The sequence below is a fragment of the Pseudonocardia sp. MH-G8 genome, assembly GCF_002262885.1.
GTDB lineage: Bacteria > Actinomycetota > Actinomycetes > Mycobacteriales > Pseudonocardiaceae > Pseudonocardia.
This window is the reverse complement of the sequence record NZ_NKYF01000001.1, coordinates 483,601-501,024: the sequence shown is the minus strand read 5'-3', so window position 1 is coordinate 501,024 and position 17,424 is coordinate 483,601. Positions and strand designations below refer to the sequence as shown.

16 protein-coding genes are annotated in these 17,424 nt (G+C 73.7%); 9 read left to right on the top strand and 7 right to left on the bottom strand.

Annotated features, from left to right (window positions below; genetic code table 11):
• Nucleotides 1–17 precede the first annotated feature (17 nt).
• Complete coding sequence (locus CFP66_RS02275; protein WP_094921410.1) at nt 18–1,352, top strand: ATP-dependent 6-phosphofructokinase; 1,335 nt, start codon at nt 18–20, stop codon at nt 1,350–1,352.
• Between the two features lie 35 nt (nt 1,353–1,387).
• Here the strand turns inward: CFP66_RS02275 and CFP66_RS02270 are convergent, their stop codons facing one another.
• Nucleotides 1,388–2,275 carry a sigma-70 family RNA polymerase sigma factor gene (locus CFP66_RS02270; RefSeq protein ID WP_094920056.1) on the bottom strand — a complete coding sequence of 296 codons (888 nt, stop codon included), beginning with the start codon at nt 2,273–2,275 and terminating at the stop codon, nt 1,388–1,390.
• Between the two features lie 9 nt (nt 2,276–2,284).
• The gene (locus CFP66_RS47785) at nt 2,285–2,449 is read right to left on the bottom strand and encodes a hypothetical protein (protein WP_158228005.1); all 165 of its coding nucleotides are present in this window, start codon (nt 2,447–2,449) and stop codon (nt 2,285–2,287) included.
• On the opposite strand from CFP66_RS47785, the gene CFP66_RS02265 reads away from it, so the two are divergent.
• The 8 genes from CFP66_RS02265 to CFP66_RS02230 all read left to right on the top strand — a co-directional run bounded on the left by CFP66_RS02265 (nt 2,429) and on the right by CFP66_RS02230 (nt 10,844).
• Nucleotides 2,429–3,574 carry a serine hydrolase domain-containing protein gene (locus CFP66_RS02265; protein WP_143517078.1) on the top strand — a complete coding sequence of 382 codons (1,146 nt, stop codon included), beginning with the start codon at nt 2,429–2,431 and terminating at the stop codon, nt 3,572–3,574. The two genes, CFP66_RS47785 and CFP66_RS02265, sit on opposite strands and share 21 nt — an antisense overlap.
• Before the next feature lie 36 nt (nt 3,575–3,610).
• The gene (locus CFP66_RS02260) at nt 3,611–3,910 is read left to right on the top strand and encodes an MFS transporter (protein WP_198961211.1); all 300 of its coding nucleotides are present in this window, start codon (nt 3,611–3,613) and stop codon (nt 3,908–3,910) included.
• A 128-nt stretch (nt 3,911–4,038) separates the two neighbouring features.
• Nucleotides 4,039–4,848, top strand: coding sequence for an MBL fold metallo-hydrolase (locus tag CFP66_RS02255; RefSeq protein ID WP_198961210.1), 810 nt, complete (start codon nt 4,039–4,041; stop codon nt 4,846–4,848).
• Nucleotides 4,845–5,480 (top strand): DedA family protein, encoded by a 636-nt coding sequence (locus CFP66_RS02250; protein ID WP_369804945.1) that lies wholly within the window; start codon nt 4,845–4,847, stop codon nt 5,478–5,480. Before CFP66_RS02255 ends, CFP66_RS02250 begins: the two co-directional genes overlap by 4 nt.
• Nucleotides 5,477–7,621, top strand: coding sequence for a phage holin family protein (locus tag CFP66_RS02245; RefSeq protein WP_094920055.1), 2,145 nt, complete (start codon nt 5,477–5,479; stop codon nt 7,619–7,621). The genes CFP66_RS02250 and CFP66_RS02245 overlap by 4 nt, the downstream gene beginning before the upstream one ends.
• Nucleotides 7,622–7,687: 66 nt before the next feature.
• The gene (locus tag CFP66_RS02240; protein WP_094920054.1) at nt 7,688–8,176 is read left to right on the top strand and encodes a MarR family winged helix-turn-helix transcriptional regulator; all 489 of its coding nucleotides are present in this window, start codon (nt 7,688–7,690) and stop codon (nt 8,174–8,176) included.
• A 66-nt stretch (nt 8,177–8,242) separates the two neighbouring features.
• Complete coding sequence (locus CFP66_RS02235; protein WP_233159085.1) at nt 8,243–9,661, top strand: MFS transporter; 1,419 nt, start codon at nt 8,243–8,245, stop codon at nt 9,659–9,661.
• Between the two features lie 19 nt (nt 9,662–9,680).
• Nucleotides 9,681–10,844, top strand: coding sequence for a CaiB/BaiF CoA transferase family protein (locus CFP66_RS02230; protein WP_369804970.1), 1,164 nt, complete (start codon nt 9,681–9,683; stop codon nt 10,842–10,844).
• A gap of 81 nt (nt 10,845–10,925) precedes the next feature.
• On the opposite strand, the gene CFP66_RS02225 is transcribed toward CFP66_RS02230, so the two are convergent.
• The 5 genes from CFP66_RS02225 to CFP66_RS02205 all read right to left on the bottom strand — a co-directional run bounded on the left by CFP66_RS02225 (nt 10,926) and on the right by CFP66_RS02205 (nt 17,416).
• Entirely contained in the window at nt 10,926–12,371 is a 1,446-nt protein-coding gene (locus CFP66_RS02225) for a S1C family serine protease (RefSeq protein ID WP_094920052.1), read from the bottom strand.
• A gap of 1,549 nt (nt 12,372–13,920) precedes the next feature.
• Nucleotides 13,921–14,556: a class F sortase gene (locus CFP66_RS02220; RefSeq protein WP_233159083.1), complete on the bottom strand. Its 636-nt coding sequence runs from the start codon at nt 14,554–14,556 to the stop codon at nt 13,921–13,923.
• Nucleotides 14,557–14,558: 2 nt separating this feature from the next.
• Nucleotides 14,559–15,041 (bottom strand): hypothetical protein, encoded by a 483-nt coding sequence (locus CFP66_RS02215; protein WP_094920051.1) that lies wholly within the window; start codon nt 15,039–15,041, stop codon nt 14,559–14,561.
• Between the two features lie 183 nt (nt 15,042–15,224).
• Nucleotides 15,225–16,619, bottom strand: coding sequence for a glycoside hydrolase family 3 N-terminal domain-containing protein (locus CFP66_RS02210; protein ID WP_094920050.1), 1,395 nt, complete (start codon nt 16,617–16,619; stop codon nt 15,225–15,227).
• Nucleotides 16,616–17,416 carry a carbohydrate ABC transporter permease gene (locus tag CFP66_RS02205; protein WP_094920049.1) on the bottom strand — a complete coding sequence of 267 codons (801 nt, stop codon included), beginning with the start codon at nt 17,414–17,416 and terminating at the stop codon, nt 16,616–16,618. Before CFP66_RS02205 ends, CFP66_RS02210 begins: the two co-directional genes overlap by 4 nt.
• Between the last annotated feature and the right edge of the window lie 8 nt (nt 17,417–17,424).

Genomic DNA, 17,424 nt, shown 5'->3' with positions numbered 1-17,424 from the left:
AGGCGTCCGTCGTCGAGCTGCCCCGGCTCGAGCCGACGCCCGACCTCACGATCCGCACGCTCGGGCCGGCCCGCATCACCTCGCCGATGGCACCCGTCCTCGATGCCACCCGCACCACCGAGCACTACATCAGCGAGAACGACCGCGTCCTGCTCGACGACACGCTCTCGCGCATCTCGTCGCGCGGGGTCCCGCCGGGAGAGCTGCCGGGGCTGGAGCCCTGCGGGCCCCGTCGCCAGATCTTCTTCGATCCGGCGAAGACCCGCGCCGCGATCGTCACGTGCGGCGGGCTGTGCCCCGGGCTCAACGACGTCATCGCGGGCCTGGTCCGCACGCTGACCTACCACTACCGCGTGCGCCGCGTGGTCGGCATCCGCAACGGCTACCAGGGCTTCGTCCCCGACTACGGCCACGACGTCGTCGAGCTGACCCCGGAGTCGGTGCGCGACATCGCCACCGACGGCGGCACCGTGCTCGGCACCTCCCGCGGCCCGCAGGACCCCGAGGAGATCGTCGACTGCCTGGAGCAGCTGCACGTCAACGTGCTGTTCGTGGTGGGCGGCGACGGCTCGATGCGCGGGGCGATGAAGATCGCGCGGGTGCTGGAGGAGCGCGGGCTGCGGATCGCGGTGGTCGGCATCCCGAAGACGATCGACAACGACATCCCCTACATCGACCAGAGCTTCGGGTTCCAGACCGCGTTCAGCCTGGCCAGCGACGCCATCCGGGCCGCGCAGGTGGAGGCCAAGTCCACGGCCAACGGGATCGGCCTGGTCAAGCTGATGGGCCGGCACTCCGGCTTCATCGCCTGCTACGCCGCGCTCGCCCGCAGCGGCGCCGACGCGGTGCTGATCCCCGAGGTCCCGTTCGCGCTGGACGGCGAGCACGGGCTGCTCGCGCACGTGCGGAGGCGGGTGTCCGAGCGCGGGCACGCGGTGGTCGTCGTGGCCGAGGGGGCGGGCCAGGAACTGATGGGGGATCCCGACGACGCCGCGCGCGACGCGTCGGGCAACGCGAAGCTGCGCGACATCGGCCCCTGGTTGCACCGCCGCATCGGCGACCACTTCTGCGACGCGGGGATCGAGACCTCGATCCGCTACATCGACCCGAGCTACGCGATCCGCAGCGTGCCGGCCAACCCCTACGACTCGGTGTACTGCACACGGCTGTCGCAGGCGGCGGTGCACGCGGCGATGTCGGGGCGCACCGAGATGGTGGTGGGCCGATACCGGCGCCGGTTCGTGCACATCCCGATGAGCGTGGCGGTGAGCCGGCGCAACCAGGTCGACCCGCACGGTGACCTGTGGCTGGCCGTGCTGGAGTCGACGGGGCAGCCGGTCCGCTTCGCCTGAGCTGAGCGGCGCGCTTCGGGGCGGCCGGGGTGAAGTCAGTGCTCCAGACCGGTGAGGTCGATGGCGGACAGGCGTTCAGGGTCGGACAGGATCTCGATCGCGGTGATCTTCTCGCCGATGACGGTGAAGCTCATGACCGAGAAGAGCCGGCCGTCGATGGTGTTGACCAGTCCGGCCGTTCCGTTGACCAGGGCGGGCCGGCTGGTCGAGAGGGTGGCCTTGCGGTGGAAGGTGGCGGCCTGGCCGGCCACCGTTTCGCGGCCGCGCAGCACCTTCATGCCGCCGGGCAGCGCCTTGCCGCCGTCGGCGCGCAGCACGACGTCGGGGTCGAGGACGGCCACGAGGGCGTCGAAGTCGCCGCCGCGTGCGGCGCTGAGGAAGGCGTCGACGACGCTGCGCTGGGCCACCGGGTCGGGGTCGGGCGCGGGGGCGGCGCCCTGGACGCGCCGGCGGGCGCGGCTGGCGAGTTTGCGGGTCGCGACAGGGGTGCGGTCGATGACGGGGCCGATCTCCTCGAAGGGCATGCCGAACATGTCGTGCAGCACGAAGGCCAGCCGTTCTGGCGGGGTGAGCGACTCCAGTACCACCAGTAGCGCCAGCCCGATCGAGTCGGCGATCAGCGCCTCGTGCTCGGGATCGGTGGCCTGCCCGCTCACGATCGGGTCCGGCAGACGGGACTCCAGCGAGGTTTCGCCCCGTTGCGTGCGTGAGCGCAGCATGTCCAGGCAGACCCGGCCGACCACTGTGGTCAGCCAGCCGCCGAGGTTGCCGATCCCGCCGGCGTCGGCGCGGGCGAGCCGCAGCCAGGCCTCCTGGACGGCGTCGTCGGCCTCGGTCAGGGAGCCGAGCATCCGGTAGGCCACCGCCTTGAGATGCGTGCGGTGCTCCTCGAATCGCCCGGCCAGGAAGTCGGTTTCGTTCATGATCGCCCTTCATGGTCGCCCGCTGGTGTCGGTGCCCGCCGCACTGACGAACGGCGCGCCGGTGATGTGACGCACGGGTCCGGTCACACCCGCGGCGGCACGTTCGTCATGGCTGCGATCGACCGACGACGTGACGAACGGAGCAGCGACGCGATGAGCGAGATCGAGATCCACGGGATGGTGGCCGACGGGTTCGAGGTGGTGCGCGAGGAGTTCGCCGCGGCGGTGGCCGAGGAGGGCGGATCCGGCGCGCAGCTCGCGGCGTACGTGGACGGCCGCACGGTGGTCGACCTGTGGACCGGAGCCGAGGTCACCGGTGACACCCTGACCGGCGTCTACTCCTCCACCAAGGGCGCCGCGACCCTGGTGGTCGCGCTGCTGGTGCAGGACGGCGTGCTGGAGTTGGACCAGCCCGTCGCCCGTGCCTGGCCGGAGTTCGCCGCCGCCGGCAAGGCCCGGATCACCCTGCGAGACGTGCTGTCCCACCGGTCCGGTGTGATCGGCGTCGACGGCGGACTGACGGCGGACGAGCTCGCCGACGACCGGGTGATCGCGACGCGGCTGGCCGGGCAGCGGCCGTACTGGCGGCCGGGCACGGCCTGCGGCTACGGCGGGTTCGTGTCGTTCGCGATCGTCGGCGAGGTGATCCACCGGGTCACCGGCCGCTCGCTGCAGGAGATCTTCGAAGAGCGGGTCCGCACGCCCTACGGACTCGACATCCATCTGGGGCTGCCGGAGGCGCTGGAGGACAGGTACCGGGAGGTGCTGCCGGGCGTGGCCGACCCGGAGGAGCTCGCCGCGTTCTGGGCGGCCGTCCCCGGACCGCACAGCATCACCGGGATCGGGTACGGCCTGAACTCCACGCCGCCCCTGGACCAGGTCGCCTTCATCAACACCCGGCGGGTGCGGGCACTGGGCCAGGCCTCCGCTGGCGGCGTGGGCAACGCCCGCGGGCTGGCCGGCATGTACGCGGCGGCGGTCTCCGGGCTGGACGGTCACGCCGCGCTGCTGAAGCCCGACACCCTCGGCGAGTTCTCGATGCTCCACTCGACCGGCGGTGACCTGGTCACCGGCGCAGCGGGCCAGTACGCGCTGGGATTCCAGGCCAAGGGCCTGCGCTACCCGTTCCTGAGCGCGTGGGCGTTCGGCCACGGTGGCTCGGCGGGCTCGGAGGCCTTCGTAGATCCCCGCAACGGCATCGCGTTCGGCTACACCCGCCGCCGCTTCTCCTTCAACTGGTCCTACCCCGAACACGACCGGCTGGCCGCCGCGGTCCACAGCGCCGCCACCGCCTCCTGAGGAACCCGTTCCCCCGGCCACGGCCTGGAACTGCTGGTGATCGCCGCTGCGCAGTTGCCGATCGTGATGGACGGCACCATCGTGACCGTCGGCCTGCCCGTCATCGGCGCCCGATCGGGCATCGCGCAGGCCGATCTCGACTGGGTCCTGACGTCCTACGCGCTGGCGTTCGGCGGGTTGCTGCTGGCCGGCGGCCGTGCCGGTGACCTGTTCGGCCGCCGCCGCATGCTCCGCGCAGGTCGGGTGGTGTTCCTGCTGGCCTCACTGCTGGGCGGGGTGGCCCAGAACGGCGCACCCCTCCCCGGCGTGGCACCTGCCCAGCAGTGGAGGGAGTGACCGCGCGTTCTTGTGCCCGCCGCCCACCGCGGGCTACGTGACGGGGCGTCCTGGGCGACCGGCGGCGTCCCTGAGGTGGCCGGGGTGACGCCCGATCGTGCGGCGACGGCGCGGGTGATACTGGTGTGGTGCGGGGCCTCGCGATGCGCTTCCTCGGCCACTCCACGGTCCGCCTGGAGCTGGCCGGGTCGGTGGTGCTCACCGACCCCGTGCTGACCAGCCGGGTCGGGCCGCTGCGCCGCGTCACCCAGACACCGGCGGCCGTCCACCACGGCGACGTCGACCTGGTGCTGCTGTCCCACCTGCACGCCGACCACCTGCACCTGCCGTCCCTGCGGCTGCTGCCGCGCGGCGTCCGCGTCGTGGTGCCGCGCGGCGCCGGGCGCTGGCTGCGCCGCCGGGGCCTGCGCCACGTCGACGAGCTGGCACCGGGTGAGGAGTTGCAGCACGGCGGGTTGCGCGTGCACGGGGTGCCGGCCGCGCACAGCGGCCACCGGTTCGGCCCGCGCTCCACGCACGGCCCGCAGGCGCGCGCGATGGGCCACGTGCTCGAGGGCGCAGGCACCCGGGTCTACGCGGCGGGCGACACGGACCTCTTCCCGGGCCTCGCCGCGCTCGGCCGGCTCGATGCGGCGCTGCTCCCGGTGTGGGGATGGGGTCCCGACCTCGGCCCAGGGCACCTGGACCCGGCCCGTGCCGCCGAGGCGGTGGCACTGCTGCGCCCCCGCGTGGCGGTGCCCGTGCACTGGGGCACGCTCGCCGTCGCCGGGCTGCCGCGCCTGCCGGGCCGGCTCGGGGACCGGATGCGCCGGCTCCTGGTCGAGCCGCCACGCCGGTTCGCCGAGGCGGTCGCCGCCGCGGGCGGGTCCACCCGGGTGCTGATCACGGAGCCGGGGGCGGCCGTCGCGCTGCCCGGCACACCGTCGGTGGCGCGATGATCGTGCTCTCGATCGGCTGGACCGATCCGTCCACCGTCGGCTACCAGGCGCTGTTCGGCGGGGTGCTGCTCGGCTCGCTCGTGCCCGTGGTGCCCACCGGCGCGGTCGTCGGGGCGGCCGCGGCGATCGCCGTCTCGACCGGCCGCATGTCGCTCGTGGCGGTGGTGCTGATCGCCACGGTCGCCGCGCTGCTCGGTGATCTCGTGACGTACGGGGTGGCCCGCGCCGGTCGCGGTGCGATGCTGCGCTGGGTGGCCCGCGGCCAGAGCCCCGAGCGGCTCGAGGCGGCGCGGGAGCAGTTCATCCGCCGTGGAGGGCTGCTGGTCGTGGTCGGGCGGCTGGTGCCGGCCGGCCGGATCCCGGTGCTGCTCGCCGCGGGTGGTTTGGGCTACCCGTGGCGACGGCTGGTCCCGGCCGCCTGCCTCGCCTGCCTGGTGTGGGCGATCGCCTATGCCGCGCTGGGTGTGCTCTCGGGTGGGCTGTTCGACGACCCGGTGCCGGCCACGCTGCTGGCCGCGCTGCTCGTACTGGTCGCCGGGGGGATCGCCTCGTTCGTGACCTCCCGGGTGCGCCGCCGCCGTGCCGAGCGGGCCGCCGAACCCGTGACGCGCGGCCCCGGGGCGGCATCGTGAGGGTGCCCTACGGCGCCGGCCAGCTGCTGCGCGGCGGACGGGTGCTGGCGCGGCTGGTGCTCGTGTGGGTGCTGGCGGTCGGCGCCCTGCAGCTGCTGGACGCCGGGCTCACCGGCTTCGCGATGCCCGAGTGGTGGCAGCCCACCGTCTGCGCCCTGCTGTTCGGCGTGCTCAGCGCCGTGGTCTGGCCGCTGGTCCTGCGGATCGCGCTCCCGGTGGCGGTGTTCACGCTGGGCATCGGCTCGTTCCTGCTGCTCGGCGCCGGGGTGCTGGCGATCTCTTTCGCCGTGCCCGGTGTGGTGGTCACCGACTTCGGCACGGCGGTCGTCGTGGCGGTCGCCGTGGCGGCGCTCGGCGCGAGCGTCAGCAGCCTGGTGGGCCTCGACGAGGACGAGCTGTTCTTCCGCCGGGCCGCGCGCCGCCGGGCCCGCAGCGGTGCGGCCGGTCGGGGCGAGATGCCGCCTGGTGTGCTGTTCCTGCAGGTCGACGGGCTGGGGATCGACACGCTGCGACGCGCCGTCCGCGACGGGGACATGCCCACCTTCGCGCGGCTGCTCGACACCGGCAGCCACCGGCTCACCGGGTGGCACACCGACTGGAGTTCGCAGACCGGGGCGAGCGTCTGCGGCATCCTGCACGGCGACAACGCCGACGTGATCGGGTTCCGGTGGTACGAGAAGGACCGCGACCACGTCATGGCGTGCTCCAGCCCGGAGGACGCGGCCGAGATCGAGCGCCGCCACTCCGACGGGTGCGGCCTGCTCGCCGTCGACGGGGCGGCGCGCGGCAACCTGTTCACCGGCGACGCCGCGCGCACGAGCCTCACGATGAGCGCGTTGCCGCTGGTCAGCGGGTCGGGCCGGCGCCGCCGCGGGCGCGACGGGATGGGCGCGGGCTACTACGCGTACTTCGCCAACCCGGCCAACGCGCTGCGCACGTTCGCCGGTGCCGTGGTCGACATCGGACGCGAGGTCTCGGCGGCCGTCCGGCAGCGGCGTGCCGGGGTGGTGCCGCGGGTGAGCCGCGGCGGGTTCTACCCGTTCGCCCGCGCCGCCACCACGGTCATCGTCCGGGACGTGGTGGTCTCGGCGATCATCGAGGACATGCTGGCCGGCCGGGCGGCCGTGTACGCCGACTTCCTCGGCTACGACGAGGTCGGGCACCACTCCGGTGTCGAGCGCTTCGACGCGCTGGCCGTGTTGCGCGCGATCGACCGGCAGATCGGCCGGCTGCACCGGGCCACCCAGCTCGCCCCGCGGCGCTACCACATCGTCGCCCTCTCCGATCACGGTCAGACGCAGGGCTGGGCGTTCGCCGACCGGTTCGGGGAGTCGATCGAGGCGCTGGTGGGGCGGCTGTGCGGGCAGCCCCAACCCGACCCGCGGCGCGGCGCGCGCCCCGACCCGGGCCGCACCGCCGAGGGCTGGCAGGTCGGCGCGGTGCTCGCCGAGGCATCGTCCACCGGCGGACCGATCGCGCGGCGCCTGCGTGACCGGGTGGAGCGCGCCGGCTCGGCGCCCGACCGCCCCCGCACGGCAGGCGGCGCGCCCGGTGATGCGGCGCGGGTGGCTCCCGGCGTGGTCGTCGTCGCGTCCGGGCACCTCGCGATGGCCTCGTTCACCGAGCACCCCGGGCGCGTCGAGCTGGAGACGATCGAGCAGGAGTTCCCCGAACTGCTGCCCTCGCTCGTCGACCACCCCGGGGTCGGGTTCGTCCTGGTGCGCAGCGCGGAGTTCGGGCCGGTCGTGCTGGGTCGCGACGGGCTGCACCGGCTGGCCACCGGCGTCGTCATCGGGGACGACCCGCTGGTGCCCTACGGCCCGCACGCGGCCGACCTGGTGCGTCGGATGGACGGCTTCCCGCACTGCGCGGACCTGATGATCAACAGTCGCTACGACCCGATGCGCGACGAGGCGTCCCCGTTCGAGCCGCACGTGGGCTCGCACGGCGGGTTGGGGGGAGCCCAGTCCCGCGGCTTCCTCCTGCACCCGACGCAGCTCCCGCCGCCCGACGAGATCGTCGGCGCCGAGGCACTGCATCGCGTCCTGCGCGGATGGCTGACGCGCCTGGGGCACCCCGAGCCCCAGGCCGGCGGGCCCCGGGACTCCGGGCGAGCGACGGAGCCGGCCGCGGCGGACTGACCGCGCCGCAGCGGGAAAGGTCGCTTCCGGATCGTCCCGATCCGGATCGTCGTTAAGCTGCCCGGTATGGACACGCGCAGCGACGAGGAGATCCGTCGCGACCTGTCGTACCTGTTCGACAAGGCGAGCCAGGCGCTCGCGGCGCGGATGGGAACGGTGCTCGGCGAGCTCGACATGAACGTCCGGGACTTCTGCGTGCTCTCCAAGGCGGCGTCCGGGGAGCGGACGCAGGGCGAGCTCGCCGAGCTCTCCCTGCTGGACAAGACCACCATGGTGGTCACCCTCGACCACCTGGAGAAAGCCGGGCTGGCGCAGCGCACGCCGTCGCCCGTGGATCGCCGGGCGCGCATCGTGCGCACCACCGAGGCGGGGGACGCCGTGCTGGCGGAAGCGGGCGGCGTGATCGACGGCCTCTACGCGGAGGTGCTCGGCGTGCTCTCGGGCGAGCAGCGCACGGTGCTGCTGGACGCCCTGCTGCGGCTGGTCACGCACGACGGCCCGCTGTCGGCCGTGGAGCCGAACCCGCACGCGCCGCGCCGGAAGCGGAGCAGCTGACCGTCCGCTACAAGTCAATCCGAAACGAGATTGTCTGTTACGGAACGATCCGCTACAGTTCCTCTCGTGTCCACTCCTGGAAGCCCGGTCGCCACCGGCACCCCTCGCGATGCCGCATCCCGTTGGCTCGCCCTCGTCGTGCTGTGCGGCGGCATGCTCATGATCATTCTTGACGGCACGATCGTCAGCGTCGCGCTGCCGGCGATCCAGGCCGACCTGGGCTTCACCCAGGCCGGGCTCGCCTGGACGGTCAACGCCTACCTCGTTCCGCTCGGTGGCCTGCTCCTGCTCGCCGGCCGGCTCGGAGACCTCGTCGGGCGGCGGCGGATGCTGCTCGCGGGCCTCGCGCTGTTCGTGCTGGCCTCGCTGCTCTGCGGGCTCGCGGTAACCGCGGAAATGCTCGTGGCGGCGCGGTTCCTGCAGGGCATCGGGGCTGCGATGGCCTCTGCGGTGGTCCTCGGGATGATCGTCGCGCTGTTCCCGGAGCCGGGGGCGCGGGCGCGGGCGATGGGCGCCTACGCGTTCGTCGGCGCGGCCGGGGCGTCGCTGGGCACGCTGCTCGGCGGCGTGCTCACCGAGTCCGTCGGCTGGCGGTGGATCTTCCTCGTCAACGTGCCCATCGGTGTCGTCGTGGTGCTGCTCGCCCTGTGGGCGGTCGAGGCCGACGGCCCGGTGGACCGGTCGGGGCGGCCGGACGTCCTCGGCGGGCTGCTGGTCACCGCCGGCCTCGTGCTCGTGGTGCTCACGATCGTCGGATCCTCGAGCGCGGCGGTGCGGCTCGGCCTGGCCGCCGCCGCGGTGGCCCTGCTCGCCGGGTTCGTGGCCCGGCAGCGCCGCGCCGCCGAGCCGCTCGTCCGCCTCGGGATCTTCGGTTCCCGCGCGGTGTCGGGCGGCAATGCGGTGCAGCTGCTCACGGTGGCCGGGATGATGGGGTTCCAGTTCACCGCCGCGCTGTACCTGCAGGAGGCGCTCGGCTACGCCCCGGCGCAGACGGGCTTCGCGATGCTGCCGATCCCGGTGACGATCGCGCTCGTCTCGCTCCTGCTCTCCGGGCAGCTGATCGCGCGGGCGGGGGCCCGGCCCGTGCTGCTCGTCGGCGAGGTGCTGCTCGTCGCGGGGCTGCTCCTGCTCGTCCGGCCCGCCACCGGCAGCTACCTGGTGGACGTCCTGCCGTCGATGCTCGTGCTCGGGCTCGGCGCCGGACTCGTCCTGCCCGCGGTGACCACGGTGATGATGTCCGACGCGACGCCCGCGGACGCGGGGCTCGCGTCCGGGCTGGCCAACACGAGCCAGCAGATCGGCGCCGCGCTGGGGATCGCTGCGCTGGCCGCGCTCGCGGCCGCGCGTACCGACGGGCTGGCCGCGGCGGGCGTCACGCACGTCGAGGCGCTGGCGAGCGGCTACCGGCTGGCCTTCGCCGCGAGCGCAGTCCTGGTGGCGGCGGCGACAGCGCTGGCCCTGACGGCCCTGCGCCGCCACACCTGAGACGATGCGTGAGGTGAGCATCGCGAACGATCCGATCGACGGCACCCCAACCAGCGGACCGCTGTCGGGGGTGATCGTCGCCGACTTCTCGCGGATCCTCGCCGGCCCCTACGCCACGATGCTGCTCGCGGACCTCGGGGCCACCGTGATCAAGGTCGAGGGGCCGGGCAGCGGCGACGACACGCGCACGTGGGTGCCTCCCACGAGCGAGGACGGCACCGCCACCTACTACCTGTCGATCAACCGCAACAAGCGCTCCATCGTGCTCGACCTCGCCGACCCGGCCGACCTGGACGTGGCGCAGCGGCTCGCCGGGCGCGCCGACGTGCTGATCGAGAACTTCAAGCCGGGCGGGTTGGCGCGCTTCGGCCTCGACCACGAGACGGTCTCGGCCGCCAACCCGCGGGTCGTCTACTGCTCGATCAGCGGGTTCGGCACGGCCGCCGGGGCGGCGCTGCCCGGCTACGACCTGCTCGTACAGGCCACGTCCGGGCTCATGAGCCTCACCGGTGACGCCGACGGGCCGCCGTTCCGCGCGGGTGTCGCCGTCTTCGACGTGATCACCGGCCTGCACGCGGCCGTCGCGATCATCGCCGCTCTGCACCACCGCGAGCGCACCGGGGAGGGGCAGAAGGTGGAGACCAACCTGCTCTCCGCAGCGCTGTCGGGCCTGGTCAACCAGACCTCCGCGGTGCTGGCCGGCGGCGTGGTGCCCGGGCGGCTGGGCAACGCCCACCTGAGCCTGTTCCCCTACGAGCCGCTGCCCACCGGTGACGGCGAGCTGATCGTGATCGCCGCCAACGACCACCAGTTCCGCAGGCTCGCCACCGCGATCGGCGCCCCCGAGCTGCTCGACGACCCGCGCTTCGGCTCCATGCCCGAGCGCAACGCCCACCGCGACGAGCTGCGCCCCCTGCTGCTGGCGCGGCTGGCCACGAAATCGGCGCAGGAGTGGTTCGACATCCTCGGGCCCGCGGGCGTCCCCTGCGGACCGATCAACACGATCGACGAGGGCCTCGCCCTCGCCGAGCGCCTCGGCCTCGAGCCGGTGGTCGAGCCGGACGGTGTCCCGAGCGTCCGCAACCCGGTGACGTACTCGGCCACGCCGCCGTCCTACCGTCGCAGCCCACCCGCCCTCGGTGAGGACGGAGCCGACATCCGGCGCTGGCTTCAGGCGCCTTGAGCCCTCCCGAGTTGCAGCAGAGCCACTTCCCCGCAACCTCGTTGCAGGGAAGTGGCTCTGCTGCGATCCCGGTGGGGACCGTCAGTTGCCTCCGCCGAAGGGGCTCTCACCGCCGAACGGGTTCTCCTGGCCGCCACCGAAGGGGCTGCTCTGGCCGCCGCCCTGGCCGGGGCTGGTGGTGGCGGCCTCGTCGGGCTGGCTGCCCAGCGTGACGTCGACGGTGCGTTCGGCGCCGCCGTTCGTGACCGTCAGGGTCACCTGCTCGCCGGGGGCGTGGGAACCGACGCGGGCCATCAGGTCCGCGAAATCGGCCACCTGCGCGCCGTCGACACGGGTGACGACGTCCCCGGCCGCCAGGCCTGCCGCCTCGGCGGGCGAGCCCGGCTGCACGGCGGCGATCGGGGCACCGTCCCCGGTGCCGGCACCCACCGTGCCCTGCACGCCGAGCACCGGCTTCGTCGCGGTGCCCGTGTCCATGACCTCCTGGGCAACGCGGCGGGCCTGGTCGATCGGGATCGCGAAACCGAGACCGATGCTGCCGCTGTTCTGCTCGCCCGCGGTGGCGATGGCCGAGTTGACGGCGACGACCTGCCCGTCGAGGTTCACCAGCGGCCCGCCGGAGTTGCCCTGGTTGATGGGGGCGTCGGTCTGCAGGCCGTTGTAGACGACCGCGCCGCCGTCCTCGCCGGGCACGGCGACGGTGCGGTCGAGCGCGCTGACGATGCCGGTGGTGACGGTGCCGGTGAGCCCGCGCGGCGAACCGATGGCCACGACCGGCTGGCCGACCTGCAGCGAGGAGCTCTCACCCAGCGTGGCCGGGGTGAGCCCGGTGGCACCCTGCACGCGGATCACCGCGATGTCGTAGCTGGGGGAGGTGCCGACCACGGTGGCGGGGTGCTCGGTGCCGTCCGCCAGCGTCACGGTGATCTCCCCGCCGCCCGCGACGACGTGGTTGTTCGTGAGGATGTCGCCCTCGGGGGTGAGGATCATGCCGCTGCCCTCGGCGGCGCCCTGCGCGGTCGTGGCGCGGATGTCCACCGTGCTGGGCAGCACGGTCTGCGCCGCCGCGGTGACGGAGCCCGGAGCCGCGTTGACGGAGTCGGGTGCCTGCGGGGACGAGGTGAGGGTGCTGCCCGAGCCGTCGCCGCCGAGCAGCGCGTAGGCCCCGCCGAAGCCGGCGCCCCCGCCCACGAGGCCCGCGATCAGCGCGGCGGTGACGATGCCGGTCATCGTGCGCTGCCGCCGCGGCTGCGGTGGCATCGTGGCGGTCGGAGGGCCCCCGAAGTGGCCGGGTGGCGGTGGGAAGTAGCCGTCCGACGGGCCCTGCGGCGGCCCCTGCAGCGGTGGGCCCTGCGGCGGCGGGCCGAAGGACCCGGTGGGCGGTCCGGCCGCGGCGGGCTGCTCCGGCCCGTGCGCGGCGTCCGGTGCCGGTGCGCCCGCGTAGGACGGGACGGCGAAATGGTCCGTGCGGGAGTCACCGGTCGAGGCGCTCGCGTCCCGGCCCTGCTCCCTGTGCTCCTCGCTCATGCCACGACGGTGCGCCTCGACCCTGAGGTGCGCCTGAGGAGTGGCTGGGAATCTGGGCGGAGTCCGTCGCGTGATCGGAGCGAGCCGCACCGCGGCGTCCTCGCGACCGCGTTGAGATGGTGCGGTGGTCACGAACGTCCACCGGGTCACGCACCGGCCGGTCCGTGACCCGCCCGCCCCCGTCTCCTCCGACGCGTCGACGGGGGCGCGCGCGAATCCGGGGGCGCGACCGGTGCCCGAGCACTCCGCGCCCCGGCGTCCCCGTGGCCCTGCCTCGTAGCCCGGGTTGCGGTGGGCGCGCCGTCCCCGGCTCGATACTTCCTGCCCCACGACGCATCGAGGTCTCACCCGCAGTGGGTCCGGGGCCGAGTTCGACCTCCGCGCGGAGGGCGGCCGGGTTGGGCACAACCCACGAATATCGTGGTCGTTCGGGCGGCCGTTCCCGGCGCGGGCCCAGGCCTGTCCACGACGAGTCCGTCGCGGCCGAGTGCCACTCGACTGGCTGTGGTGCCGTTCCTGAACTCTCCGGAAACGGCCTTGATCAGCGGGACAGGGACATGAACCGCGCCCCTGCAGCTTATGTCCCGATTCCGCCGATCATGGTCGGAAACACGCCTCGAGCCGGCCCGATGATCATCGGGAAGGGGTGGATCGGGACCACCGCAAGGTGCGCGAGCACGTGACAGGGGCGGGCTCGTCCCGGACAGGCCTGGGCCCGCGCCGGGGACGGCCGCCCGCCCAGCCCCGATATTCGGCAGTTCTGCCAACCCGGCCACCCCGCCGACGGGAGGAGCAGGGGGAACCCGGCCGACTACGCGGAAGGCCAGGGTCGGGGTGTGAGGCAGTGGTCGCGAGCCGGGAACGGCGCGCCCACAGGAGATTCCACGACGACGTAGACGTGAGCGGGGTTGGATCTTCCCCGAACCCCGCTCACGTCTACGTGGTCGTGCAACGGGCGCGGAACGCGGAACCTGGACGGCTACGTCCGCGGGATGCGCCACGAGCGAGACGTCAGCGGGGTTGGATCTCCGGCAGACCCCGCTCACGTCTCATTGATCATGCAACGGGCGCGTACGGAACGCGAGGTGGCCGTGATCAGCGAAAATGGTGCGAGGGCGATACATCGAGCGTGCGGCCGGCTCGGGCGTCGGATGCCCGATGGTGATCGCTGCGAGAAGCACCTGACGTCGCCGCGACAGCACCCGCGCACTGCTCGGAACGATCACCGGGCCGTGATCGCTCCGACAAGTACGCCACTGTCACAGCGTCCGCCCTCAGGTGCTGATCAGAACGATCACCGCGCGGCCGGCGCGACCCGCAGCGCCGATCACGGGCGAATGGTCGTGATCGGAGATCGAACGACCGCCATCTGTCGATGATCGACGCAGCGACCGCGGTGCGGGCCTGGCCGCTTGGGCAACCGGCTCGATCGGGAGCCCTCACACCTGGCGATCACGACGGCCGGCCCGCCTGCGAGACGTACGTGAGTGCGGTCGTGAGGACCCTGGTTTGCGGGTCGCACCGAGCCGCGACATGAACCGCGGGCGGCCTAGCGGACGCGGTCGGCGACGACGATCACGTTGTCCCGGTAGCGGCGCTCGGCCCGGTCGAACGCCCCGCCGCACGTGATGATCCGTAGCTCCGAGCGCGGGGTGGGACCGTACACGGAATGCGTGGGGAATGCGTCTTTCCTGTGCCTCTCGATCCGCCGGACGGTGAACTGTGCCGTGCTCCCGTCGGATCTGTCCACGAATATCGCAGCGTTGCTGTGGAGGTGGCGGAGGTGGAAGAACACGGCCGGCCCGGATTGCGAATCGACGTGGCCGGCCAGCACCGCCGCTCCCTGTTCTCCGGGTTCCGGCCCCGCGCGCCACCAGCCGGTCGTGCCGTCGCTCGCGGGGGCCGGCAGCACGCCGTGCGCGTCCACGTCGAGCGGACCGACCGGCGCGTCGACCCCGATCGCCGGGATGCGGATGCGGACCGGCGGCGCCACCTGCCCGTCGAGCTCGCGCGCGGCGTGCGCGGGCAGGGGGAGCAGCGGGTGGGCCGGCCGTCCCGCGGCGGTGACGCCGACGGCCACCAGCAGCACCACGAGCAGCGCCGTGACGGGGCCGGCGCTGCCGCGGACCGCACCCGGCCCCGGGGAGGTGGAACGGGTGGCAGCACCTCCTGCGCGGGCGCTCACCGTCAGCCGTGCGGCCGGCCCGAGCGCCGGGCCGCCGCCGCCAGAACCCCGATGAGCAGCACCGATGCGCTCGCTGCGGCAATCGGTGCGGCCACGCCAGGCCCCGCGGCGGTGCCCCCGCCGCCGGTCGCGACGCCGCCGACGGGAGCGTCACCGTCGTCCGTGTCACCGTCATCCGTGTCACTATCGTCTGCGCCGCCGTCGTCGCTCCCGTCGTCGCGGCTGTCCCCGGAGCCGCCACCGGAGTCGCTGAAGTCGCCGGAGTCGCCGACCAGGTCGTCGACGAACTGGTCCTCGCAGGCCTTGCCGTCGCCGTCGGCGTCCAGCCCTTCCGGGTCGCCGGGCACGGCGTCGAACGCCGCCTGCGCGTCGGCGTGCGAGGTGAAGTCCAGGCAGTCGCGGTCGCCCGCGAAAGCGGATCCGGCCAGTGTGAGTGTCGCCGCCCCGGCGAGCGCGGTCGCGGCGAGGATCGTCCGGATGCGCATGGCACGTCCTTTCCGGGAATGGGGAACGGTCGCCGCGAAATCGGTGTGGAATGGAGAGCCGATCGCGTTTCCGTGCCGGAAGAATAGGCCGACGCGCGTCATGATCGCCGTGTGTGAGCGCTCCGACCACCGGATCGTGTGCAGATGGGTGTCGACCACCCGATCAGCGGTTGCGCAGGGTGATCATTCGCCGGCGAGCAGGTCCGCGGCGACGTTCGCGTGCGCGCGCCCGTCGCCGTGGAGCGTGATCGAGGGCGACGGCGGCGTCCACGGGCCGGGCGGTCCCACGTGCACCGTCACGGCGTCCGGACGTGCGGTGCGCGCGGCGTCGAGCGCGGGCGACGGGCCGCGTGCCACGATCACCAGCGGACGCCCGGGCGGTGCGCCGGTACCCGAGGTGACCGACGGGTCGTGGCGTCGCAGCGCGGCGGTGAGCCGCGCCTCGCCCCGGTGACCGTCGGCGACGTTCGCCGGGCCGGTCAGGTCGAGGACGTGCGCTCCCCGCCCGACGCGCACGTCCCCGGCCGCCGTCACGACACGGCGCACGACGCGCTCGCCGAGCCCGTCGGTGGGCGCGGTGACGTCCGGCGCTGCGCGGACCCAGCCGGCGAGCTCCGCGACGCGGTGCCCGGCCTCGGCCAGCCGGTCGCGGGGGAGCGTGCCGTCGGCCACCGCGGTGAGCAGGGCGTCGCGCACCTGCCGGTAGCCGGCCTCGTCGTCGTAGCCGTTGCCGGGGTTGCCGATGCAGACGAGGTCGACGCCGGCCGCCACTGCCGCCACCGCACCGGGCCCGGTGCCGACGCCTGCGGCGATCGCGCCCATGTCGACGGCGTCGGAGATGATCACGCCGTCGAAGCCGAGCTCGCGGCGCAGCAGGTCCAGCAGCGGCTGGCTCATCGTCGCGGGCCGGTCGTCGAGGGCGGGGAACAGCACGTGCGCGGTGAGCACGCAGCGCACCCCGGCCTCGACCGCCGCGGCGAACGGCGGCAGGTCGCGGGCTCGCAGCATCGCGACGCCGTCGGCGACGACCGGCAGGCCCAGGTGCGAGTCGACGCGCGTGGAGCCGTGCCCGGGGAAGTGCTTGGCCGCCGCGGCGGTGCCGGCGCCCTGCATCCCCCGCACGAAGGCGGCGGTGTGCCTGGCCACCAGGTCCGCGGTGGCGCCGAAGGAACGCACGCCGATCACCGGGTTGCGCGGTTCGGCGTTGACGTCGGCCACGGGCGCGAGCGCGAGGTCGATCCCGAGGCTGCGGCACTGCGCGCCGATCCCGGCGCCCACGGCCGTCGTGGTCTCGACGTCGTCGAGCTGTCCGAGCGCGGCGGCGGCGGGCCAGGCGGGTCCGCCGGTGGCGTCCAGGCGGGTGACCGGCCCGCCCTCCTCGTCGGAGGCCACGAGGAACCCCTCGCGGTGCCCGTGCAGCGCCGCGGTGAGCGCCGGGAGGCCGGGCCCGACGTTGCCGGCGAACAGGCAGACCCCGGCGAGGCCCGCGTCGGTGGCGCGGGCGAGCCACCCGGGCACGGCGGTGCCGGTGAAGCCGGGGAGCAGGACCGCGTCGACGAGCTCCTCGTCGGCCGTCATCCCTTGACCGCTCCGGCGACGAGCCCGTCGGTGAGCCGCTTCTGCGCGATCACGAAGAACACCATCACCGGGATCGTGATCAGCGTGGACGCGGCCATCACCGAGCCCCAGTCCGTGGCGTGCTGGCCGAAGAAGCGCCGGAGCCCGACGGCGACGGTGTAGTTCTGGTCGTCGGACATGAACGTCAGCGCGAAGATGAACTCGTTCCACGCCACGATGAAGGAGAACACGCTCGTGGCCACCAGGCCGGGGGCCACCAGCGGGAGCAGCACCGAGCGGAACATCCGCCCCCAGGATGCGCCGTCGAGGTAGGCGGCCTCCTCCAGCTCCACGGGAACCGCGGCGACGAACCCGCGCAGCGTCCAGATCGCGAACGGCAGCGAGAACGCCAGGTAGACCACGACGAGCCCGAGCAGCGTGTCGAGCATCTGGAAGTTGCGTGCCTGGATGAACAGCGGGATGACCAGCGCCTCCACCGGCACCATCTGGATGATCAGGATCATCACCAGCACCGACGTGCGGAACCGGAAGTGGAACCGGGCCACGGCCACGCTGGCCAGCAGCGCGAGCACCGCCCCGGCGAGCACGGTGCCCAGCGCCACGACCAGCGAGTTCAGCAGGAAGCGCCCGAAGCCGCCCTCGCCGATCACGTAGGCGAAGTTGTCGAGCGTCCAGTCTGACGGCCACAGGCTGCGCGAGCCGGCGTTGGCCTCGCCGTTCAGGCCGGTGACGACCATGAGGTAGACCGGGAACAGCGTGAAGACGAGGACGCCCGCGACGCCGAAGTATTTGAGCATCCTTTGCA

Coding starts and splice junctions, on each gene's coding strand:
- CFP66_RS02270 (WP_094920056.1), bottom strand. CDS start 2,275: ATGAACGAAACCGACTTCCTGGCCGGGCGATTCGAGGAGCACCGCACG.
- CFP66_RS02265 (WP_143517078.1), top strand. CDS start 2,429: ATGAGCGAGATCGAGATCCACGGGATGGTGGCCGACGGGTTCGAGGTG.
- CFP66_RS02250 (WP_369804945.1), top strand. CDS start 4,845: ATGATCGTGCTCTCGATCGGCTGGACCGATCCGTCCACCGTCGGCTAC.
- CFP66_RS02240 (WP_094920054.1), top strand. CDS start 7,688: ATGGACACGCGCAGCGACGAGGAGATCCGTCGCGACCTGTCGTACCTG.
- CFP66_RS02225 (WP_094920052.1), bottom strand. CDS start 12,371: ATGAGCGAGGAGCACAGGGAGCAGGGCCGGGACGCGAGCGCCTCGACC.
- CFP66_RS02215 (WP_094920051.1), bottom strand. CDS start 15,041: ATGCGCATCCGGACGATCCTCGCCGCGACCGCGCTCGCCGGGGCGGCG.
- CFP66_RS02210 (WP_094920050.1), bottom strand. CDS start 16,619: ATGACGGCCGACGAGGAGCTCGTCGACGCGGTCCTGCTCCCCGGCTTC.
- CFP66_RS02205 (WP_094920049.1), bottom strand. CDS start 17,416: ATGCTCAAATACTTCGGCGTCGCGGGCGTCCTCGTCTTCACGCTGTTC.